General features: G+C 67.4%; 16 protein-coding genes and 1 tRNA gene. 2 read left to right on the forward strand and 15 right to left on the reverse strand.

Features of this window, described 5'->3' with window-relative positions:
* Positions 1-4: 4 nt before the first annotated feature.
* Positions 5-649: a 50S ribosomal protein L3 gene (gene rplC, locus LUZ64_RS20815; RefSeq protein WP_087930601.1), complete on the reverse strand. Its 645-nt coding sequence runs from the start codon at positions 647-649 to the stop codon at positions 5-7.
* Positions 650-662: 13 nt separating this feature from the next.
* Complete coding sequence (gene rpsJ / locus LUZ64_RS20820; protein WP_003948644.1) at positions 663-971, reverse strand: 30S ribosomal protein S10; 309 nt, start codon at positions 969-971, stop codon at positions 663-665.
* 687 nt (positions 972-1,658) lie between these two features.
* On the opposite strand from rpsJ, the gene LUZ64_RS20825 reads away from it, so the two are divergent.
* Positions 1,659-3,779 (forward strand): PIG-L family deacetylase, encoded by a 2,121-nt coding sequence (locus LUZ64_RS20825; RefSeq protein ID WP_308251777.1) that lies wholly within the window; start codon positions 1,659-1,661, stop codon positions 3,777-3,779.
* A gap of 120 nt (positions 3,780-3,899) precedes the next feature.
* Here the strand turns inward: LUZ64_RS20825 and tuf are convergent, their stop codons facing one another.
* The 13 genes from tuf to LUZ64_RS20890 all read right to left on the reverse strand — a co-directional run bounded on the left by tuf (position 3,900) and on the right by LUZ64_RS20890 (position 21,401).
* Positions 3,900-5,093 carry an elongation factor Tu gene (tuf, locus tag LUZ64_RS20830; protein WP_087927560.1) on the reverse strand — a complete coding sequence of 398 codons (1,194 nt, stop codon included), beginning with the start codon at positions 5,091-5,093 and terminating at the stop codon, positions 3,900-3,902.
* 172 nt (positions 5,094-5,265) lie between these two features.
* The gene (fusA, locus tag LUZ64_RS20835; protein ID WP_095580659.1) at positions 5,266-7,389 is read right to left on the reverse strand and encodes an elongation factor G; all 2,124 of its coding nucleotides are present in this window, start codon (positions 7,387-7,389) and stop codon (positions 5,266-5,268) included.
* A gap of 39 nt (positions 7,390-7,428) precedes the next feature.
* Positions 7,429-7,899: a 30S ribosomal protein S7 gene (gene rpsG / locus LUZ64_RS20840; RefSeq protein ID WP_030368420.1), complete on the reverse strand. Its 471-nt coding sequence runs from the start codon at positions 7,897-7,899 to the stop codon at positions 7,429-7,431.
* Positions 7,900-7,901: 2 nt separating this feature from the next.
* Positions 7,902-8,273 carry a 30S ribosomal protein S12 gene (gene rpsL, locus LUZ64_RS20845; RefSeq protein ID WP_003948652.1) on the reverse strand — a complete coding sequence of 124 codons (372 nt, stop codon included), beginning with the start codon at positions 8,271-8,273 and terminating at the stop codon, positions 7,902-7,904.
* Between the two features lie 688 nt (positions 8,274-8,961).
* On the reverse strand, positions 8,962-12,861 hold the full coding sequence (locus tag LUZ64_RS20850; RefSeq protein ID WP_095581570.1) for a DNA-directed RNA polymerase subunit beta': 3,900 nt from the start codon (positions 12,859-12,861) through the stop codon (positions 8,962-8,964).
* Between the two features lie 94 nt (positions 12,862-12,955).
* Complete coding sequence (rpoB, locus tag LUZ64_RS20855) at positions 12,956-16,438, reverse strand: DNA-directed RNA polymerase subunit beta (protein WP_095581571.1); 3,483 nt, start codon at positions 16,436-16,438, stop codon at positions 12,956-12,958.
* A 539-nt stretch (positions 16,439-16,977) separates the two neighbouring features.
* Entirely contained in the window at positions 16,978-17,364 is a 387-nt protein-coding gene (gene rplL / locus LUZ64_RS20860; RefSeq protein ID WP_095581572.1) for a 50S ribosomal protein L7/L12, read from the reverse strand.
* 111 nt (positions 17,365-17,475) lie between these two features.
* Complete coding sequence (gene rplJ / locus LUZ64_RS20865; protein ID WP_087927555.1) at positions 17,476-18,036, reverse strand: 50S ribosomal protein L10; 561 nt, start codon at positions 18,034-18,036, stop codon at positions 17,476-17,478.
* Between the two features lie 542 nt (positions 18,037-18,578).
* Positions 18,579-19,295 (reverse strand): 50S ribosomal protein L1, encoded by a 717-nt coding sequence (gene rplA / locus LUZ64_RS20870; protein ID WP_095581190.1) that lies wholly within the window; start codon positions 19,293-19,295, stop codon positions 18,579-18,581.
* 75 nt (positions 19,296-19,370) lie between these two features.
* Complete coding sequence (rplK, locus tag LUZ64_RS20875; protein WP_087927553.1) at positions 19,371-19,805, reverse strand: 50S ribosomal protein L11; 435 nt, start codon at positions 19,803-19,805, stop codon at positions 19,371-19,373.
* 161 nt (positions 19,806-19,966) lie between these two features.
* Positions 19,967-20,848, reverse strand: a complete 882-nt coding sequence (gene nusG / locus LUZ64_RS20880) for a transcription termination/antitermination protein NusG (protein ID WP_095581191.1) — start codon at positions 20,846-20,848, stop codon at positions 19,967-19,969.
* Between the two features lie 80 nt (positions 20,849-20,928).
* Entirely contained in the window at positions 20,929-21,219 is a 291-nt protein-coding gene (gene secE, locus LUZ64_RS20885; RefSeq protein WP_095581192.1) for a preprotein translocase subunit SecE, read from the reverse strand.
* A 109-nt stretch (positions 21,220-21,328) separates the two neighbouring features.
* Positions 21,329-21,401, reverse strand: a tRNA-Trp gene (locus tag LUZ64_RS20890).
* 275 nt (positions 21,402-21,676) lie between these two features.
* On the opposite strand from LUZ64_RS20890, the gene LUZ64_RS20895 reads away from it, so the two are divergent.
* Entirely contained in the window at positions 21,677-22,924 is a 1,248-nt protein-coding gene (locus LUZ64_RS20895; RefSeq protein ID WP_095583644.1) for a pyridoxal phosphate-dependent aminotransferase, read from the forward strand.
* Positions 22,925-22,945 lie beyond the last annotated feature (21 nt).

The following is a 22,945-nucleotide window of genomic DNA, read 5'->3' on the forward strand; positions in this document are numbered from 1 at the left end:
TACCTCAGGCCCCCTTGGCCGCGGTACGGACCAGGACGAGGCCGCCGTTCGGACCAGGAACCGCGCCCTTGATCAGGAGCAGGCCCTTCTCCGCGTCAACGGCGTGGACGGTCAGGTTCTGGGTGGTGACCCGCTCGTTGCCCATGCGGCCCGCCATGCGGAGGCCCTTGAACACGCGGCCCGGGGTGGCGCAGCCACCGATGGAACCGGGCGAGCGGTGCTTGCGCTGGGTGCCGTGACCGGCGCCGAGGCCCTTGAAGTTGTGACGCTTCATGACACCGGCGAAGCCCTTGCCCTTGCTCTTGCCCGTGACGTCAACCTTGACGCCGGACTCGAACACGGCCGCGGTGATCTCCTGGCCCAGCGTGTACTCGCTGGCGTCAGGGGTGCGGAGCTCCACCAGGTGACGGCGGGGGGTGACGTCGGCCTTGGCGAAGTGACCCTTGAGGGGCTTGTTCACCTTGCGCGGGTCGATCTCGCCGAAGGCGATCTGGACCGACTCGTAACCGTCGACGTCGTTCGTGCGCACCTGCGTCACGACGCACGGACCGGCCTTGACGACGGTCACCGGGACGACCCGGTTGTTCTCGTCCCAGACCTGGGTCATGCCGAGCTTCTCGCCCAGGACGCCCTTGATGTTCTTCGTCATCTTGGTCGTCACCTCAGAGCTTGATCTCGATGTCGACGCCCGCCGGCAGGTCGAGGCGCATGAGCGAGTCAACCGTCTTCGGCGTGGGGTCGAGGATGTCGATGAGGCGCTTGTGCGTGCGCATCTCGAAGTGCTCGCGCGAGTCCTTGTACTTGTGCGGCGACTTGATGACGCAGTACACGTTCTTCTCAGTGGGCAGCGGCACCGGGCCCGCGACCGACGCACCAGTGCGGGTCACCGTCTCGACGATCTTCTTCGCCGAGGAGTCGATGACCTCGTGGTCGTAGGCCTTGAGCCGGATGCGGATCTTCTGTCCCGCCATGGCTACTTCGTAGTCCTGTCTCTCGTACGCTCTGGGACTCGGTGTGTCGTGCCTCTGCGAAGCACCGTCCTTCTCCGACCCACGCGGTCGGGCGTGTCGCACCCGCTCCAGCAAATTTCCCGAAGGAAAGTCCCTGACGCGAAGGGCTGTGGGGGAAGGACACCCACCGAGTGCCTGGAAGGGGCCCCGCTGACGCTTCCCGGAAGATTCCCGTACTTCCACCCCTGACTCCCCATTTCTGGGAAGCGCGAAGGGTGACGAGTACTGCGGGACTCGCTTCCAGTCCTCCCGGCGGGAGGCGCGCAGCATCGGCACTCAACCGAGCAACCTGAACAGTGTGCCATACGTGCCCGAAGAGGCGCCAATCGTGGCCGAAGAAGGTACCCCGACCGGCTCAGTTGTCAAACCACCCCGCCGACATACAGGACACTATGGTCGCAGTGATCCAAGCTGCACAGCAGCCCGCACCGTTTACACCAGCCAGCTCCAGTTGTCCTGCGCCTCGCCCGTCGCTCTATCCTCCTAGGTTCGCCCGGGTCTCTCAGCGCCGCTCAGTGCCCGGCGATCCTTACCCACCCTTGCCGTGGTTTGCCGTGGTCTTGGGCAACCGACGCGAGGCCCCCGTCGTCCCCTATCACGCCGGGACAGCCGGGGACTGCCTGTGCACAACGGGACGGAGTCATGTAGTTGAACATCTCACAGCGCATGGTGATATCCCGCCGGGCCGCGCTCGCGGGCCTCGCCGCCGGCTCGGCGGCCCTGGCCGCGGGCTGCTCGGGCGGGGGCGGCTCCGGCAGGCCCAAGCCCTCCCCCAGCGTCCCCATAAGGGCCGTGGACCCCCGTGCGACGCAGTCGTTCAACAACGCCAAGGCTTCCCTGCTGCTCCAGGTGATGGCCCACCCGGACGACGACCTGTACTTCATGAACCCCGACGCCGAGCACATCGTGCGCGCCGGGGTGCCCGTCGTGTCCGTCTACGTCACGGCCGGTGAGGCCGTGGGCCAGAACTGGATCGAGGGCATGCCCAAGGGCAAGCCTGACAAGGCCGCCTACTCCTCCGCGCGCCACCAGGGCCTGCGGCAGGCCTACGCCGAGATGCTGGGCCTGGACCGGTTCGCGTCCTGGAAGAAGTCCGTCCTGGACCTGGGCGGCGGGGTCAAGGCGGAGACGAACGAGCTGGTCGCGGGCGCCCGCAAGGCCCAGCTGGTGTTCCTCAACATCGCCATGCTCTCGGCCGGCGACATGCGCCTGCCCCTGCTCTGGGAGCGCCCCGAGGGCGCCATGCAGTCCCTGGTCGCCACCGGCTCGCCGTGCACCACCAGCAGCACGTACCACCACGACACCCTGGTGGACACGCTGGCCGCGCTCATGGACCGCTTCAAGCCCACCGTGATCCACACGATGGACCCGGACCCCGACTACCAGGTCCACGACGCCACCCACCCCAAGGACAACGACTACGGGGCCTGCTCCGACCACCGCGACCACACCCCGACCGCGCTCTTCACCTGGAAGGCGCTCTCGCAGTGGGTGGCCGACAGCACGAAGCGCGACGGCCACCCACCGCGCTTTGTGACCACGTCCTTCCGTGGCTATTACAACCAGCGCTGGCCGCACAATCTGCCGCCCGAGGTCGTGGAGCAGAAGCACCGCCTGGTCGAGGCGTACGGCGGCGACCCGTCCTGGGACTGCGACAACCCCGCGGGCTGCGGCGACTACGGCCAGGGCGGCGACCGCCCGCTGAAGAACCGCAAGGGCTGGATCCGCTCCACCCACTACCGCTACCAGGGCCCGACCGCGGCGCCCGGCACCGACAAGGCCGGCGGCCTGGAGGCCTACGGCGTGCTCGGCACCCAGGCCGTCCGCTGGGCGGAGACCTCCCCCGGCAGCGGCCGCTGGGGCGAGCCGCAGAACCTCGGCGGCGGCCCCCTGGCCCCCGCGCTGGCCTCCGTCCGGGACTCCGCGGGGCGCCGACTGCTGTTCGCCCTGCGGTTCTCCGCGCTGGAGGGCCGGGGCCGCCCCGACACCCGCGAGATCGTGGTGCTGGAGCAGCGCTCCCCCGACGGCCCCTTCAAGGCGTGGCAGGGCCTCGGCAACCCCGAGCACCGGCCCGACCGCGGCCGCCGGGTGGGTGTGCCGGCCGCCGTCGCGGGCCCCGACGGTCGCGTCCACCTCTTCGTGCGCAACGCCGGCAAGGGCGTCTCCAGCCGGGTCCGGGAGGCCGACGGCAGCTGGGGGAAGTGGCAGAGCCTGCACGGCCAGGAGATCCAGGACGGCCTCACGGCGGTGCTGGATGCCGAGCAGCGCGTCCACGTCTTCGGCACGGGCCGCGACACGGTCCACCACTGGGCCCAGGACGCCCCGGGGCGGCCGGTCCGGCACCAGCCGCTCAAGGGCCTCCCCCAGCCCGGCGGGCTGCCCGGGGCCGCCCTCGGGGGCGACGGGGAGCTGGCGGTGGTCTACCGCGGCCCGGCGGCCGAGCAGCCCACCGTGCACCGCGTCACGCCGGGCTCGGAGTCGGTCACGAGCACCGACCTCCATGACTTCGCCGGCTACGGACCGCTGGCCGCGCACCCGCTGCCGGTGCGCGGGGCCGGGGACGCCGTGCTGGTGCTGGGGCGGGCGGTGAACGGCGAGATACAGCTCACGGACGCCTCCGGCGACTCCGAGACCGTCCGCGCGGACGCGAAGCTCGTGCCCGTGGGCACCGCCGCGATGACCGTGGACGGCGGGCACCGGCTCTGCGTCGTGGGCATGAGCCCGGACGCGAGCCCGTGGCTGTGGCGCCCGGAGACCCCGCACGGCTGAGCCGGCCGCGCCGGGCCGCCCGTAGGCCCCCGGGAGGACGCGAGGACGCGAGGACGAAAAGCGAAAGGGCCCGCACATCCGAGGATGTGCGGGCCCTTTCAGACCTTCAAGTAAGAGGACTTACTTGTTGATCTTGGTGACCTGGCCGGCGCCGACGGTGCGGCCGCCCTCACGGATGGTGAAGCGCAGGCCCTCCTCCATCGCGACGGGCTGGATCAGGTTGACGGTCATCTCGGCGTTGTCGCCGGGCATGACCATCTCCGTGCCCTCCTTGAGGGTCACAACACCGGTCACGTCAGTCGTACGGAAGTAGAACTGCGGACGGTAGTTGTTGAAGAACGGGGTGTGACGGCCACCCTCGTCCTTCGACAGGATGTAGGCCGTGGCCTCGAACTCGGTGTGCGGGGTAACCGAACCCGGCTTGATGATGCACTGGCCGCGCTCGACGTCCTCGCGCTTGATGCCACGGAGGAGCAGACCGACGTTCTCACCGGCCTGGCCCTCGTCGAGCAGCTTGCGGAACATCTCGATGCCGGTGACCGTGGTGGTGGTCTTCTCGGTCTTGATGCCGATGATGTCGACGGTCTCGTTGACCTTGAGGACACCACGCTCGATACGACCGGTGACGACGGTGCCACGACCGGTGATCGTGAAGACGTCCTCGATCGGCATCAGGAACGGCTTGTCGACGTCACGCTCGGGCTGCGGGATGTTCTCGTCCACGGCCTTCATGAGGCCGAGGAGCTTCTCGCCCCACTCCTTGTCGCCCTCGAGCGCCTTGAGCGCCGAGACCTGGACGACGGGAGCGTTGTCGCCGTCGAACTCGTACTCGGAGAGGAGCTCACGGACCTCGAGCTCGACGAGCTCCAGGATCTCCTCGTCGTCCACCATGTCGGCCTTGTTCAGGGCGACGACGATGTACGGAACGCCGGACTGGCGGGCCAGGAGCACGTGCTCCTTGGTCTGCGGCATCGGACCGTCGGTCGCGGCGACCACGAGGATCGCGCCGTCCATCTGGGCGGCACCGGTGATCATGTTCTTGATGTAGTCCGCGTGACCCGGGCAGTCGACGTGGGCGTAGTGACGCGACTCGGTCTGGTACTCAACGTGAGCGATCGAGATCGTGATACCGCGCTGACGCTCTTCCGGCGCCTTGTCGATCTCGTCGAACGGCGTGAAGGGGTTCAGGTCCGGGTACGCGTCGTGCAGCACCTTGGTGATCGCCGCGGTAAGAGTGGTCTTACCGTGGTCGACGTGACCGATGGTGCCGATGTTGACGTGCGGCTTAGTCCGCTCGAACTTCGCCTTCGCCACTGGGTCCTCCTACGGAGTGGTTCTGTACGCCTTACTTCATCGGCGCCAGGTGATCTTCTGGGGTGCCGTCCGCCGGGACACCCGACACAAACCTTACGGTTTGCGGCGGTATGCCCCGACAGTCGGTGTCAAGCCTAAAGCGTGAGCTTCGTCTGTGGAGACGGGAGCTGGATTACTCGCCCTTGGCCTTCGCGATGATCTCCTCGGCGACGTTCCGGGGAACCTCGGCGTAGGAGTCGAACTGCATCGAGTAGCTTGCGCGACCCGAGGTCTTGCTGCGGAGGTCGCCGACGTAGCCGAACATCTCCGACAGCGGGACCAGGCCCTTGACGAGCTTGGCGCCGTGACGGTCCTCCATGGCCTGGATCTGGCCACGGCGGGAGTTGATGTCACCGATCACATCGCCCATGTAGTCCTCGGGGGTGGTGACCTCGACGGACATCATCGGCTCGAGAAGAGCCGGGGACGCCTTGCGAGCACCCTCCTTGAACGCCATGGAACCGGCGATCTTGAAGGCGAGTTCGGACGAGTCGACGTCGTGGTAGGCGCCGTCGAGCAGCGTCACCTTCACGCCGGTCAGCGGGTAGCCGGCCAGCACGCCGAACTCCATGGCCTCCTGGCAACCCGCGTCCACGGACGGGATGTACTCCCGCGGGATACGGCCACCGGTGACCTTGTTCTCGAACTCGTAGCCATCACCCTCGAGGGGCTCGATGGCCATCTGCACCTTGGCGAACTGGCCGGAACCACCAGTCTGCTTCTTGTGCGTGTAGTCGATACGCTCGACGGCCTTGCGGATCGTCTCGCGGTACGCGACCTGGGGCTTGCCGACGTTCGCCTCGACGCGGAACTCACGGCGCATACGGTCGACCAGCACGTCGAGGTGCAGCTCGCCCATACCCGCGATGATGGTCTGGCCCGTCTCCTCGTCCGTGTGGACCTGGAAGGACGGGTCCTCCTCCGCGAGACGCTGGATGGCGACACCCAGCTTCTCCTGGTCGCCCTTGGACTTCGGCTCGATGGCGACCTGGATCACCGGGGCCGGGAAGTCCATGGACTCGAGGATGACCGGCTTGCCCGCGTCACAGAGGGTCTCACCGGTGGTGGTCTGCTTCAGACCCATGACGGCGACGATGTCACCGGCACCCACCGACTCGATCTCCTCACGCTTGTTCGCGTGCATGCGGTAGATCTTGCCGATGCGCTCCTTCTTGCCCTTCACGGAGTTCTGCACCTGGGTGCCGGTCTCCATGCGGCCCGAGTAAACCCGGACGAAGGTGAGCTTGCCGAGGTGCGGGTCGCTCATGATCTTGAAGGCGAGACCGGCGAACGGCTCGTCGTCGGAAGGCTTGCGCTTCACGACCTCGTCGGGGTCGTTGACGGCGTGACCCTCAACGGCCTCGATGTCGAGCGGCGACGGCAGGTAGCGCACGACCGCGTCGAGCAGGGGCTGGACGCCCTTGTTCTTGAACGCGGTGCCACAGAACACCGGGGTGACCGTGACGGAGTCGGCGCTGCCGCGCGAGGCCAGCGTGATGCGGCGGATGGCCGCCATCAGCTGCTCCTCGGTGGGCTCCTGGCCCTCCAGGAAGAGCTCCATCATGGCGTCGTCGTGCTCGGCGACACCCTCGAGGAGCTTGCCGCGCCATTCCTCGGCCGCCTCGATGTGCGTGTCCGGGATGTCGACGACGTCGTACATCTCGCCCTTGGCGGCCTCGGCGGACCAGACCAGCGCCTTCATCTGGACGAGGTCGACCACGCCCTTGAAGTCGGCCTCGGTGCCGATCGGAAGCTGCATGACGAGCGGCACCGCACCGAGGCGGTCGACGATCATGTCGACGCAGCGGTGGAACTCGGCGCCCGTGCGGTCGAGCTTGTTGACGAAGCAGATACGCGGCACGCCGTAGCGGTCCGCCTGACGCCAAACGGTCTCGGACTGCGGCTCAACACCGGCGACGCCGTCGAACACCGTCACGGCACCGTCGAGGACGCGCAGCGAACGCTCCACCTCGACGGTGAAGTCGACGTGGCCCGGCGTGTCGATGATGTTGATCGTGTGGTCGACGTCGTTCAGCGGCCAGTGGCAGGTCGTCGCGGCAGACGTGATCGTGATGCCGCGCTCCTGCTCCTGCTCCATCCAGTCCATGGTGGCAGCGCCATCGTGGACCTCACCGATCTTGTACGAAACACCGGTGTAGAACAGGATCCGCTCGGTGGTGGTCGTCTTGCCCGCGTCGATGTGGGCCATGATCCCGATGTTGCGGACCTTGGCCAGGTCAAGCGAAGTGGTGGCCATATGGCTCAGTCTTCTCTCGGATCTCGATGGGGGTAGCGACTACCAGCGGTAGTGCGCGAAGGCCTTGTTGGACTCGGCCATCTTGTGGGTGTCCTCGCGCTTCTTGACCGCAGCGCCCAGACCGTTGGAAGCGTCCAGGAGCTCGTTCATGAGGCGCTCGGTCATGGTCTTCTCGCGACGGGCGCGGGAGTAACCCACGACCCAGCGGAGCGCCAGGGTGGAGGCGCGGCCCGGACGGACCTCGACCGGCACCTGGTAGGTGGCGCCACCGACGCGGCGGGACTTGACCTCGAGAGCCGGCTTGACGTTCTCGAGGGCGCGCTTGAGGGTGATGACCGGGTCGTTACCGGTCTTCTCGCGCAGACCCTCCATGGCGCCGTACACGATGCGCTCGGCGGTGGAGCGCTTGCCGTGCAGGAGGATCTTGTTGATGAGCGACGTCACCAGGGGGGAGCCGTAAACCGGGTCGATGATGACCGGGCGCTTCGGGGCGGGGCCCTTACGAGGCATTCTTACTTCTCCTTCTTGGCGCCGTAGCGGCTGCGAGCCTGCTTACGGTTCTTGACGCCCTGCGTGTCGAGGGAGCCGCGGATGATCTTGTAGCGAACACCCGGCAGGTCCTTCACACGGCCACCGCGCACGAGCACGATCGAGTGCTCCTGCAGGTTGTGACCCTCACCCGGAATGTAAGCGGTGACCTCGATGCCGGAGGTCAGACGCACACGCGCGACCTTACGGAGCGCCGAGTTCGGCTTCTTCGGGGTGGTCGTGAAAACACGCGTGCAGACGCCACGACGCTGGGGCGAACCCTCGAGCGCGGGCGTCTTGTTCTTCTCGACCTTGTCCTGCCGGCCCTTTCGGACCAGCTGCTGGATCGTAGGCACCGTTTCTCCGGTTTCTGTGTGCCGATCACGATAAAACTAACCTGGGAGCAAACACCGACCCACGCGGTCGGGTGTGTCGAAGACTGCAGACCCCCGCCGGAGGCGGATGGGCGCAGATTTCGGTGTCTCCGAGCCGGTCGGAACCGGTCGGTACCGGGCCTCCCGCGCGGTTTGAAGGCACGCACGAGAGCCCAGGGACACCCCAGGCACAAGGTCAGAGCGTACCTACCGCATGGGCTGCGGTCAAAACAAATGCACACGCGGTGGACGACCCGATGTGCGCCGTATGTCGCAATTAGGGGTAGCCCGTTCCGCCGAACGGGTGGCTACCGACGGGTTTGGGGAGATCACTCCCGGGTTGTGCGATGAGTCACGGCGGGGGTGGGGTGGTGCGCGGGGGCGCCGCTGCGCGGGGCTTTGTCCCCTACCCGCCCCTTCCCGAACCGGGGCTCCGCCCCGGGCCCCAGTCCTCAAGCGCCGGACGGGCTGAAAATCAGCCCGTCCGGCGATTGAGGACACCGCGCGTCAGCGCGGAAAGGGGGCCCGGGGGCTTGCCCCCGGTTCGGGAAGGGGCGGGGCTGGGGAAAGGCCCCGCGCAGCGGCCGGCACCTACCCGCACCCGCCGACAACGCCGCAGGGCGGCCACCCCCGAAGGAGTGACCGCCCTGCGTGACGTACCGCTCGCGTCCTACTGGTTGTACGGACCGTAGTCGTAGTCCTCCAGCGGAACCGCCTGGCCGGAGCCGGTGCCGAAGGGCGAGTAGTCGATGTCGTCGTAGCCGACGGCCGAGTACATCGCGGCCTTGGCCTCCTCGGTGGGCTCCACCCGGATGTTGCGGTAGCGGGACAGACCCGTACCGGCCGGGATGAGCTTACCGATGATGACGTTCTCCTTGAGGCCGATGAGCGAGTCGGACTTGGCGTTGATCGCCGCGTCCGTCAGCACTCGGGTCGTCTCCTGGAAGGAGGCGGCCGACAGCCAGGACTCCGTCGCCAGCGAGGCCTTGGTGATACCCATCAGCTGCGGACGGCCGGAGGCGGGGTGACCGCCCTCGGTGACCACACGACGGTTCTCGCCCTCGAAGCGCGAGCGCTCCACGAGCTCGCCCGGCAGCAGCTCCGCGTCGCCGGACTCGATGATCGTCACACGGCGGAGCATCTGCCGGATGATGATCTCGATGTGCTTGTCGTGGATCGACACACCCTGCGAGTTGTAGACCTTCTGGACCTCGCCGACCAGGTGAACCTGGACGGCGCGCTGACCCAGAATGCGCAGAACGTCGTGCGGGTTGGTGGCACCCACGGTGAGCTTCTGGCCCACCTCGACGTGCTCGCCCTCGCTGACCAGCAGACGGGCACGCTTGGAGATGCCGAAGGCGGTCTCCTCGGAGCCGTCGTCCGGGGTGACGACGATCTTCTTGGTCTTCTCGGTCTCCTCGATCCGCACGCGGCCGGCGGCCTCGGAGATCGGGGCGACACCCTTGGGCGTACGGGCCTCGAAGAGCTCGACGACACGGGGCAGACCCTGGGTGATGTCGTCACCGGCCACACCACCGGTGTGGAAGGTACGCATCGTCAGCTGGGTACCGGGCTCACCGATGGACTGGGCGGCGATGATGCCGACCGCCTCACCGATGTCCACCAGCTTGCCGGTCGCCAGCGAGCGGCCGTAGCAGAAGGCACAGGTGCCGACCGCGGACTCGCAGGTGAGGACCGAGCGGGTCTTGACCGTCTCGACGCCGTGCGCGACGAGCTGCTCGATGAGCACGTCACCGAGGTCGACGTTGGCCGGCGCGATGACCTTGCCGTCGACGACGACGTCCTCGGCCAGCATGCGGGCGTAGACGCTCGTCTCGACATCGTCGGTCTTGCGCAGGACACCGTCGGCGCCCTTGGTCGCGATCGCCAGCTTGAGGCCGCGCTCGGTGCCGCAGTCCTCCTCGCGGATGATCACGTCCTGCGAGACGTCCACCAGACGACGGGTCAGGTAACCCGAGTCGGCGGTACGGAGGGCGGTGTCCGCGAGACCCTTACGGGCACCGTGGGTGGAGATGAAGTACTCCAGCACGGTGAGACCCTCACGGAACGACGCCTTAATGGGTCGCGGGATGGTCTCGTTCTTCGCGTTGGACACCAGACCACGCATACCGGCGATCTGACGCATCTGCATCATGTTTCCTCGGGCACCCGAGTCAACCATCATGAAGATGGGGTTCGTCTTGGGGAAGTTCGCGTTCATCGCCTCGGCGACCTCGTTGGTCGCCTTGGTCCAGATCGCGATGAGCTCCTGCGTGCGCTCGTCCTTGGTGATCAGACCGCGCTCGTACTGCTTCTGGACCTTCTCGTCCTGCGCCTCGTAGCCCTTGACGATCTCCTTCTTCGCCTCGGGAACGACGACGTCGGAGATGGCCACGGTGACGCCGGAACGGGTCGCCCAGTGGAAGCCGGCCGCCTTCAGGTTGTCGAGCGTCGCCGCCACGATGACCTTGGGGTAGCGCTCGGCGAGGTCGTTGACGATCTCGGAGAGCTGCTTCTTGCCGACCGAGTAGTCGACGAACGGGTAGTCCTCGGGCAGCAGCTCGTTGAAGAGCGCGCGGCCCAGGGTCGTCCGCAGGCGGAAGGTGTCACCCTGCTGCCACTCCGGCTCACCCTCCTCGGCGACCGGCGGGGTCCAGCCACGCGGCGGGACGGTGCCGATCGGGAAGCGGATGTCGACCTTCGCCTGGAGCGAGAGCTCCCGGGCGTCGAACGCCATGATCGCCTCGGCGGTGGAGCCGAAGGACCGGCCCTCGCCGATGACCTTGCGCTCCGCCTCGTCCGTGGTGAGGAAGAACAGACCCAGCACCATGTCCTGGGTCGGCATGGTGACCGGACGGCCGTCGGCCGGCTTGAGGATGTTGTTCGAGGACAGCATCAGGATGCGGGCCTCGGCCTGCGCCTCCGCGGAGAGCGGCAGGTGGACGGCCATCTGGTCACCGTCGAAGTCCGCGTTGAACGCGGTGCAGACGAGCGGGTGGATCTGGATGGCCTTGCCCTCGACCAGCTGCGGCTCGAAGGCCTGGATGCCGAGGCGGTGCAGCGTGGGCGCACGGTTCAGCAGCACCGGGTGCTCGGCGATGACCTCTTCGAGGACGTCGTACACGACGGTGCGGCCGCGCTCGACCATGCGCTTGGCCGACTTGATGTTCTGCGCGTGGTTCAGGTCGACCAGGCGCTTCATCACGAACGGCTTGAAGAGCTCCAGCGCCATGGCCTTGGGCAGACCGCACTGGTGCAGCTTCAGCTGCGGACCGACGACGATGACGGAACGCGCGGAGTAGTCCACACGCTTACCGAGCAGGTTCTGACGGAATCGACCCTGCTTACCCTTCAGCATGTCGCTGAGGGACTTCAGCGGACGGTTGCCGGGGCCCGTGACCGGGCGACCACGACGGCCGTTGTCGAAGAGGGCGTCGACCGCCTCCTGGAGCATCCGCTTCTCGTTGTTCACGATGATCTCGGGGGCACCGAGGTCGAGCAGACGCTTCAGACGGTTGTTGCGGTTGATCACACGGCGGTACAGGTCGTTCAGGTCGGAGGTCGCGAAGCGGCCACCGTCCAGCTGCACCATCGGACGCAGGTCCGGCGGGATCACGGGGATGCAGTCCAGCACCATGCCGCTGGGGCTGTTGCGGGTCTGCAGGAAGGCGGAGACGACCTTGAGGCGCTTGAGCGCACGGGTCTTCTTCTGGCCCTTGCCGGTCCGGATGATCTCGCGGAGGCGCTCGGCCTCCTCGTCGAGGTCGAAGGACTCCAGGCGCTTCTGGAGCGCCGCGGCGCCCATCGCACCCATGAAGTAGGTGCCGAAGCGGTCGCGCAGCTCGCGGTAGAGCAGCTCGTCGCCCTCGAGGTCCTGGACCTTGAGGTTCTTGAAGCGGCTCCACACCTCGTCGAGGCGGTCGATCTCGCGCTGCGCGCGGTCGCGCAGCTGCTTCATCTCACGCTCGGCGCCCTCGCGCACCTTGCGGCGCACATCGGCCTTGGCACCCTCGGCCTCGAGCTCGGCCAGGTCGGACTCGAGCTTCTTGGCACGGGCCTCGAGGTCGGCGTCGCGGCGCTGCTCGATCTGCTGACGCTCGACGGAGACGTGCGCCTCCAGCGAGGGCAGGTCGCGCGTGCGGCGCTCCTCGTCCACCCACGTGATCATGTAGGCGGCGAAGTAGATGACCTTCTCGAGGTCCTTCGGGGCGAGGTCGAGCAGGTAGCCCAGGCGCGACGGGACGCCCTTGAAGTACCAGATGTGGGTGACGGGAGCGGCGAGCTCGATGTGGCCCATCCGCTCACGGCGCACCTTGGCGCGGGTGACCTCGACGCCACAGCGCTCACAGATGATGCCCTTGAAGCGGACACGCTTGTACTTGCCGCAGTAGCACTCCCAGTCCCGGGTCGGACCGAAGATCTTCTCGCAGAAGAGTCCGTCCTTTTCGGGCTTCAGGGTGCGGTAGTTGATGGTCTCCGGCTTCTTGACCTCGCCGTGGGACCAGGTTCGGATGTCGTCCGCGGTCGCCAGGCCGATCCGCAGCTCGTCGAAGAAGTTGACGTCGAGCACTGTTCGTCAATCCCTCTTTCAGGGTCGTGTCTTCATCATGGTCTGGGGGTCCGGGGACGGCGGGGGCTCCGCTAGGGAGCCCCCGCCAGACCCGTCAGACCTCTTCGACGCTGCTCGGCTCGCGCCGGGACAGGTCGATACCGAGCTCCTCCGCTGCGCGGAAGACGTCCTCGTCCGTGTCGCGCATCTCGATGGACATGCCGTCCGAGGACAGCACCTCCACGTTGAGGCAGAGCGACTGCATTTCCTTGATGAGCACCTTGAAGGACTCGGGAATGCCCGGCTCGGGGATGTTCTCGCCCTTGACGATCGCCTCGTAGACCTTCACTCGGCCGGTGACGTCGTCGGACTTGATGGTCAGCAGCTCCTGGAGGGCGTACGCGGCGCCGTATGCCTCCAGCGCCCACACCTCCATCTCACCGAAGCGCTGGCCACCGAACTGAGCCTTACCACCCAGCGGCTGCTGCGTGATCATGGAGTACGGACCGGTCGAGCGGGCGTGCAGCTTGTCGTCGACCAGGTGGTGCAGCTTGAGGATGTACATGTACCCGACCGAGATCGGGTCCGGGAACGGCTCGCCGGAGCGGCCGTCGAACATCCGGGCCTTACCGGACGGGAGCACCATGCGCTCGCCGTCACGGTTCGGGATCGTGGACTCGAAGAGACCGGCGATCTCGTCCTCGCGGGCGCCGTCGAAGACCGGGGTCGCGACGTTGGTGCCGGCGGCGACGTCGTCGGCGCCGATCGCCTGCAGACGCTTCATCCACTCCTCGTCGCCCTCGACCTTCCAGCCGCGGCTGGCGAGCCAGCCGAGGTGGATCTCGAGGACCTGTCCCGGGTTCATTCGGGACGGGACACCCAGCGGGTTGAGGATGATGTCGACCGGGGTGCCGTCCTCGAGGAACGGCATGTCCTCGACCGGAAGGATCTTGGAGATGACACCCTTGTTGCCGTGACGGCCGGCGAGCTTGTCACCGTCGGTGATCTTGCGCTTCTGGGCCACGTAGACGCGGACCAGCTGGTTCACGCCCGGCGGGAGCTCGTCGCCCTCTTCGCGGTCGAAGACGCGGACGCCGATGACCTTGCCGATCTCACCGTGCGGGACCTTCAGCGAGGTGTCACGGACCTCACGGGCCTTCTCACCGAAGATCGCGCGGAGCAGGCGCTCCTCCGGGGTCAGCTCGGTCTCACCCTTGGGCGTGACCTTGCCGACCAGGATGTCGCCGGCGACGACCTCGGCACCGATGCGGATGATGCCGCGCTCGTCGAGGTCGGCGAGGACCTCCTCGGAGACGTTCGGGATGTCCCGGGTGATCTCCTCCGGGCCGAGCTTGGTGTCACGGGCGTCGACCTCGTGCTCCTCGATGTGGATCGAGGAGAGGACGTCGTCCTGCACGAGGCGCTGCGACAGGATGATCGCGTCCTCGTAGTTGTGACCTTCCCAGGGCATGAACGCGACGAGCAGGTTCTTGCCCAGCGCCATCTCGCCCTCGTCCGTGGACGGGCCGTCGGCGAGGACCTGGCCGGCGACGACGCGAGCGCCCTCGTCGACGACGACCTTCTGGTTGAAGGACGTGCCCTGGTTCGAGCGGGAGAACTTGGCGACCCGGTACGTGTTGTACGTGCCGTCGTCGTTGGCGACGGTGACGTAGTCCGCGGAGACCTCCTGGACCACACCGTCCTTCTCCGCCTTGATGACGTCACCGGCGTCGACCGCGCAGCGGTACTCCATGCCGGTGCCGACCAGCGGGGCCTCCGCCTTGATCAGCGGAACGGCCTGGCGCATCATGTTCGATCCCATGAGCGCGCGGTTGGCGTCGTCGTGCTCGAGGAACGGGATCATCGCGGTCGCGACCGACACCATCTGGCGCGGGGAGACGTCCATGTAGTCGACGTCGTCGCCGGCGATGTAGTCGATCTCGCCGCCACGGCGGCGGACCAGGACGCGGGCCTCGGCGAAGCGCATGTCCTCGGAGAGGGCGGCGTTCGCCTGGGCGATGACGAAGCGGTCTTCCTCGTCGGCAGTCAGGTAGTCGACCTCGTCCGTGACGCGACCCTCGACGACCTTGCGGTACGGGGTCTCGACGAAGCCGAACGCGTTGACGCGGCCGTACGAGGCGAGGGAGCCGATCAGACCGATGTTCGGGCCTTCGGGCGTCTCGATCGGGCACATGCGGCCGTAGTGCGACGGGTGGACGTCTCGGACCTCGAAGCCGGCCCGCTCACGGGACAGACCACCCGGGCCCAGCGCGGACAGACGACGCTTGTGCGTCAGACCCGAGAGCGGGTTCGTCTGGTCCATGAACTGGGACAGCTGGCTGGTGCCGAAGAACTCCTTGATGGAGGCGACGACCGGCCGGATGTTGATCAGGGTCTGCGGCGTGATCGCCTCGACGTCCTGCGTGGTCATGCGCTCGCGGACGACGCGCTCCATACGAGCCAGACCCGTGCGGACCTGGTTCTGGATGAGCTCGCCGACGTTGCGCAGACGACGGTTGCCGAAGTGGTCGATGTCGTCGGTCTCGACGACGATCGAGGTGCCGTTCTCGCCGACCGTGTCCTGCTCACCCGCGTGCAGCTTCACCAGGTACTTGATCGTCGCGATGACGTCGTCGACCGTGAGCACACCGGCGTCGAGGGGGGCGTCCGCGCCGAGCTTCTTGTTCACCTTGTAGCGGCCGACCTTCGCGAGGTCGTAGCGCTTCGGGTTGAAGTAGAGGTTCTCGAGCAGCGTCTGCGCGGCCTCGCGGGTCGGCGGCTCGCCCGGACGCAGCTTGCGGTAGATGTCGAGGAGCGCGTCGTCCTGGCCCTGGGTGTGGTCCTTCTCCAGGGTGGCGCGCATCGACTCGTACTCGCCGAACTCCTCGAGGATCTGCTCGGTCGTCCAACCGAGAGCCTTGAGCAGAACGGTCACGGACTGCTTGCGCTTGCGGTCGATGCGGACACCGACCATGTCGCGCTTGTCGACCTCCATCTCGAGCCAGGCACCCCGGGACGGGATGATCTTGGCCGTGAAGATGTCCTTGTCGGACGTCTTGTCGATGGAGGAGTCGAAGTAGACGCCCGGCGAGCGGACCAGCTGCGACACGACGACACGCTCGGTGCCGTTGATGCAGAAGGTGCCCTTGTTGGTCATGAGCGGGAAGTCGCCCATGAAGACCGTCTGGGACTTGATCTCGCCGGTCTCGTTGTTGGTGAACTCGGCGGTGACGAAGAGCGGGGCCGCGTACGTGAAGTCGCGCTCCTTGCACTCGTCGATGGAGTTCTTCGGCGGCTCGAAGCGGTGGTCGCGGAAGGTCAGCGACATCGACCCGGAGAAGTCCTCGATCGGGGAGATCTCTTCGAAGATCTCCTCCAGACCGGACTTGGTGGGGACGTCCTGTCCACTGTCCAGCGCAGCCTCGACGCGAGCCTTCCAGGCGGCGTTGCCGAGCAGCCAGTCGAAGCTCTCGGTCTGCAGCGCAAGGAGGTTCGGAACCTCGAGGGGCTCCTTGATCTTCGCAAAAGAGATGCGCAGCGGGGCGGTGCTGGCGCCGTTGTTCGTATTGGCAGTCGAGGCGTTGCGCGAGGCGGCCAAGAGGGGGTCCTTCCGAGGGCTCGGACTCACTACGCGCGTACCGGCCCCACTCCGTGCATACGAGAGAAATCCCAGCTCAGCGGGTTTCCATCAGCATGGCTCGACAGTGGGCATGCCCCTGGTGACGGGCAGGGAGCAGCTAACAGGCAGCGCAAAGGGTCAGTGTAGCCACTTGGCCCACTGATGTCCAGAGCGGATTTCCGGAGACCGGTGCGATACCAATCTCTCCCTCCGGGATCCTGTTGTTCCTCATGCCTGGAGCAAGGCTTCCCTCTTCGCCGTCGATCCATGCCTCGGCGGAGGATCGATGTGGCGACGCGTCCCTGAGAATTGCGCGCGGCGTGCCGTTCGTCAAGGCCCCTCGGCCTCCGGGCGCCTTCCGTGGCGCCCGAGCGGCTGCCCGACCGGCAGACACCGATGATCACCATACTCGCCCCTGGCCTCAGGGCAACAAGCCGTCGCGGGAACGCCCAAGGGCGACCACCCGCATGGGTGATCGCCCTTGATACGTGAAACAAGGAGTCAGGAGACTCCGTGGGTCACTTGACCTCGACGGAGGCGCCGGCGCCCTTGAGGGCCTCGGCGGCCTTCTCCGCGGCGTCCTTCGCGACCTTCTCGAGGACCGGCTTCGGGGTGCCGTCGACGAGGTCCTTGGCCTCCTTCAGGCCCAGGGAGGTCAGCTCACGCACGACCTTGATGACCTGGATCTTCTTGTCACCGGCGGCGGTGAGGATGACGTCGAACTCGTCCTGCTCCTCGGCGGCGGCGGCCTCGCCACCGGCGACACCACCGGCCATGACGACCGGGGCGGCGGCAGCGGCGGTGACGTCGAACTTCTCCTCGAACGCCTTCACGAACGCGGCGAGGTCGATGAGGGTCATGTCCTCGAACTGCGCGAGCAGCTCGTCCTGGGTGAGCTTCGCCATGATGGGCGATCCTTCCACTAATTCGGCAGGTGCCGGATGTACATTTCGGCGGGCGTACGTAGGGCCCGCTGCGACCGTGACGGGCGCGAGTGGTTCAGGCGTGAGCCCGAATTACTCGGCAGCCTCGGCCTCGACGGGAGCCGGCGTACCGGCACCGCCCTGCTCGACCTTGTCGCGAAGCGCGTCCACGGTGCGGACCAGCTTCGAGGGCAGGGCCTGGAAGAGCGAGGCAGCCTGGGACTGCTTGCCCTTCATGGCACCCGCCAGCTTGGCGAGCAGAACCTCGCGGGACTCGAGGTCCGCAAGCTTCTTGATCTCATCGGCGGACAGCGCCTTGCCATCAAGGACACCGCCCTTGATGATCAGGTTGGGGTTGTCCTTGGCGAAGTCACGAAGACCCTTCGCCGACTCCACCGGGTCACCGGTGACGAAGGCAACAGCCGTCGGACCAGCGAAAAGCTCGTCCTCCAGCGTGATCCCGGCGTTGCCAGCCGCGATCTTGGTCAGCGTGTTCTTCACCACGGCGTACTGGGCGTTCTCACCGAGCGAACGACGCAGCGTCTTGAGCTGCGCCACGGTGAGACCGCGGTACTCGGTCAGCACGGCGGCGTTCGAGCTGCGGAACTTGTCCGTCAGCTCGGCAACCGCAGCAGACTTGTCGGGCCTCGCCATGAGCCTCGGCCTCCTTCCGGGTGATTCGGACCGCTACGCGAAGGGACCTGGGCAAAACGAAACGCCCCGGCGCAGGCGCTCGGGGCGTGCACTCGACCATTCGGACCAGGGGTCCTCACGGGAGTTCATCCTCAAATCACCTGCGCAGGTCGCCCGCAGCTAGCGGATCCTTCGGCCACCACACCTTCTTGCGAAGGCACAGCAACGACCAGCGGTCTTTGGCTTCCGCATCAAGGTACGCGAACGGTTCGCCCGCAGGCAAATCGACCCGGGGGAAGGAGACCGAGGCCACAGCGACGCCGGCCGCCGGGCCCGCGGCGCGGCCGCCGAAGGCTCCTGGACCGGGCCCCGCGCGCCGGGCCGCCCGGGGCCGGCCGCGGGCCCGTCCGGGCCCCGCGGGGCCGCACGAGGGCCGTACGGGCCCCGCCGCGGGCCCGTACGCGAAAGGCCGGGCCCGCACCCCGGAAGGGTGCGGGCCCGGCCCACAACGTGTGTCACTCCCCGGCTACCGCCGGGAGGTGCGCCCTGCTACGAGACGTCGATCAGACGGTCTCGTCCTCCACGAGGAGGTTGCGGGTGCGGTTGGAGTCCAGCGGGATGCTGGGGCCCATCGTCGTGGTCATGGTCGCCTTCTTGATGTAGCGACCCTTCGCGGCGGAGGGCTTGAGACGGGTGATCTCCTCCAGCGCCGCAGCGTAGTTCTCGACCAGCTTGGCCTCATCGAACGACACCTTGCCGATGATGAAGTGCAGGTTCGAGTGCTTGTCGACGCGGAACTCGATCTTGCCGCCCTTGATGTCCGTGACAGCCTTCGCCACGTCCGGGGTGACCGTACCGGTCTTCGGGTTCGGCATCAGACCACGCGGACCGAGCACGCGGCCGAGGCGGCCGACCTTGCCCATGAGGTCCGGGGTGGCGACGACGGCGTCGAAGTCCAGACGGCCCTTCGCAACCTCGTCGATCAGTTCGTCGGAGCCGACGATGTCGGCGCCGGCGGCTTCCGCGGCCGCAGCACGGTCACCGGTCGCGAAGACCAGGACCCGGGCGGTCTTACCGGTGCCGTGCGGAAGGTTCACGGTGCCACGGACCATCTGGTCGGCCTTGCGCGGGTCGACGCCCAGACGCATGGCGACCTCGACGGTCGCGTCGAACTTGGTGGCGGAGGTGTCCTTCGCGAGACGGACGGCCTCGAGGGGGGCGTACAGGCGCTCCGCCTCGACCTTGGCGTCCGCAGCGCGGAGAGTCTTGCTGCGCTTCACTGCTTCTCCTCAGTGGTTATGGAGTCGTGGTGCGGACCAGCGCTGGCCCTTCCACGGATACTGCGAGGTGGCTGATCAGCCCTCGACCGTGACACCCATGGAACGGGCGGTGCCGGCGATGATCTTCTCGGCGGCGTCGAGGTCGTTGGCGTTCAGGTCGGGCATCTTGGTGGTGGCGATGTCCCGGACCTGGTCGCGGGTGATCTTCGCGACCTTCTTGGTGTGGGGCTCGCCGGAGCCCTTCTCCACACCCGCGGCCTTGAGGATCAGCTTCGCGGCCGGCGGAGTCTTGGTGACGAAGGTGAAGGAACGGTCCTCGTAGACCGTGATCTCCACCGGCACGACCATGCCACGCTGCGACTCGGTCGCGGCGTTGTAGGCCTTGCAGAACTCCATGATGTTGACGCCGTGCTGGCCCAGCGCGGGGCCGACCGGCGGGGCCGGGTTGGCGGCACCGGCGCTGATCTGGAGCTTGATAAGCCCCGTGATCTTCTTCTTCTTGGGAGGCATTGCTCTCTCCGGGTCCTAGTGAGAGTTTTTTGCCCGCGCACAGTGCGCGCAGGCATACCGCACCACGATAACGGGTAACATGCTGCGGCCAAAAACCGAGCAGGTCAGACCGGCTGCGAGCAGCTGATCTGACCTGTTCGGAAGCGTTTGCCCAGAAGGAACTAGTTCTTCTGGATCTGGTCGAAGCTGAGCTCGACCGGGGTCTCGCGACCGAAGATCTCGACGAGGCCCTTGACCTTCTTCGAGTCGGCGTTGATCTCGTTGATCGTCGCCTGGAGCGTCGCGAACGGGCCGTCCGTGACGGTGACCGAGTCGCCCACCTCGAAGTCCAGGACCTGGACCTCGACCTTGCGGGACGGAGCCGGCTTGCCCTCGGCCTCGGCGGCCTCGCGGGCGGCCTTCTCCTCGGCCTCCGGGGCGAGCATCTTGACGATCTCGTCCAGGGTCAGCGGGTACGGGTCGTAGGCGTTGCCGACGAAGCCGGTGACACCCGGGGTGTTGCGGACGACGCCCCAGGACTCGTTCGTCAGGTCCATGCGCACCAGGACGTAGCCCGGGAGCTTGTTCTGGCGGACGGTGCGGCGGTCGCCGTTCTTGATCTGGACGACCTCTTCCTGCGGCACCTCGGCCTGGAAGATGTAGTCCTCGACGTTGAGCGAGACGGCGCGCTGCTCGAGGTTGGTCTTCACGCGGTTCTCGTAACCCGCGTAGGTGTGGATGACGTACCACTCGCCGGGCAGACCACGCAGCTCGTCGCGGAGCGCGGCGACCGGGTCGACCGGGGCCTGCTCCTCGGCGGGCTCCTCGCCGGCCTCGACCGCGGCGGCGGCCTCGGACTCGGCGTCGCCCTCGACGTGGATCGCGGCCTGCTCGGCCGGCTCGCCCATCGCGGCGTCCTCGGCGTCGAGCTCGTCGATGCCGTCGGCGTTCTCGACGATCTCCTGCGGGGTGTCGTCGCCCTCGACCTCGGCCGTAGCCGCGTCGACGTCGGCCTCTGCCGCCTCGACGGAGTCGACGGCGTCGTTCAGGTTCGGGTCAGACACGTGGCTGCTTCTTCCTGGCTTCAAGGGGTGGAACGTGCGAAGGGGCGGCTCTCCTGGAAGCAGCCGCCCTACGCGCGGGTTCAGCCGAAGACGTACTTGACGGCGTTGGAGAACCCATAGTCAATCACGGTGACCAGACCAATGACGATGATGACAAAGACGATCACCACGGTGGTGTAGGTCGAGAGCTGGCCGCGCGTGGGCCAGACGACCTTGCGGAGTTCGGCGACGATCTGACGGTAAAAGAGCGCGAGGCGGCCGAAGGGGCCCTTCTTCCCACGCTTCCCACCGCGGCGGCCCTTCTTGGTGGCCACCTCGTCCTCGGGACGACCGCTCTCAGGCGTCGCGGTGGAGCCAAGGGCTTCCGTCACTACGTCCTCACCTGAATCCGGGTCGTGAGCCGTGCCGCGCCCGGTTGAGCCGCACGGCGGTGCATTTCATTACCTACGCAAGCACGCAACCTGGTGATGATGCGTGTAGCAGGGCCGAAGGGACTTGAACCCCCAACCGCTGGTTTTGGAGACCAGTGCTCTACCAATTGAGCTACGACCCTTTGTGGTTCCCTCAACGTACAGCATCCGGTCGTACGCACGCTGTGCGTCGATCGGATCGCCTGTGAGGGGCCAACGAGCCATGAGTGTACGTGTTCCGGCGGCCGTCGTCGAACAGCTTCGCCCGGGACACCCTGGGAAGGGCCCTCCGGCACCTCTTCCTCCCCCGCTTCTCCCCTGGTTCCTCCCTGGTTCCTCCCGCGCTTCCTCCCCTGCTTCGCCCGTCGCTTTCCGCGGGCGCGTGCCCCCTTCGGCCGCCGTCTGCGACGATGCGGGTATGACCGCTGCGACCCCCTCCCAGCCCCCCGTACAGTCCCCCACCGAGCGCCGGGTCTCGGCCCGCGTCGGGGCGATCTCCGAGTCGGCGACGCTCGCCGTGGACGCCAAGGCCAAGGCTCTCAAGGCCGCCGGGCGCCCGGTGATCGGCTTCGGCGCCGGCGAGCCCGACTTCCCCACCCCCGGCTACATCGTCGAGGCCGCCGTGGAGGCCTGCCGCGACCCGCGCTTCCACCGCTACACCCCGGCCGGCGGGCTCCCCGAGCTGAAGAAGGCCATCGCCGAGAAGACCCTCCGCGACTCCGGCTACGAGGTCGACCCGGCCCAGATCCTGGTGACCAACGGTGGCAAGCAGGCCATCTACGAGGCGTTCGCCGCGATCCTCGACCCGGGTGACGAGGTCATCGTCCCGGCCCCGTACTGGACCACCTACCCCGAGTCGATCCGCCTCGCGGGCGGTGTCCCGGTGGAGGTCGTCGCCGACGAGACCACCGGCTACCGGGTCTCCGTCGAGCAGCTGGAGGCCGCGCGCACCGAGCGCACCAAGGTCGTCCTGTTCGTCTCCCCGTCCAACCCGACCGGCGCCGTCTACAGCGAGGCCGACGCCCTGGCCATCGGCCGCTGGGCCGCCGAGCACGGCCTGTGGGTGCTGACGGACGAGATCTACGAGCACCTGGTCTACGGCGACGCGAAGTTCACCTCGCTGCCCTCGCTCGTCCCCGAGCTGCGCGAGAAGTGCATCGTGGTCAACGGCGTCGCCAAGACGTACGCGATGACCGGCTGGCGCGTGGGCTGGCTGATCGCCCCCAAGGACGTGGTCAAGGCCGCGACCAACCTCCAGTCGCACGCCACGTCCAACGTGTCGAACGTCGCACAGATGGCCGCCCTGGCCGCCGTCTCCGGTGACCTGGACGCCGTCGCCGAGATGCGCGTCGCCTTCGACCGCCGCCGGCAGACCATCGTGCGGATGCTCAACGAGATCGACGGCGTGCTCTGCCCGGAGCCGGAGGGCGCGTTCTACGCCTACCCGTCCGTGAAGGCGCTGCTCGGCAAGGAGATCCGCGGGAAGCGTCCCGCCACCTCCGTCGAGCTGGCCGCGCTGATCCTCGACGAGGTCGAGGTCGCCGTCGTCCCGGGCGAGGCCTTCGGCACCCCGGGCTACCTGCGGCTCTCCTACGCCCTGGGTGACGAGGACCTGATCGAGGGCGTCTCCCGGATCCAGAAGCTGCTGGCGGAGGCCAAGGCGTAACGCCTCCCCTCCCCCGCCCGC

This window comes from Streptomyces albireticuli, from assembly GCF_021228125.1.
Classification (GTDB): domain Bacteria; phylum Actinomycetota; class Actinomycetes; order Streptomycetales; family Streptomycetaceae; genus Streptomyces; species Streptomyces albireticuli.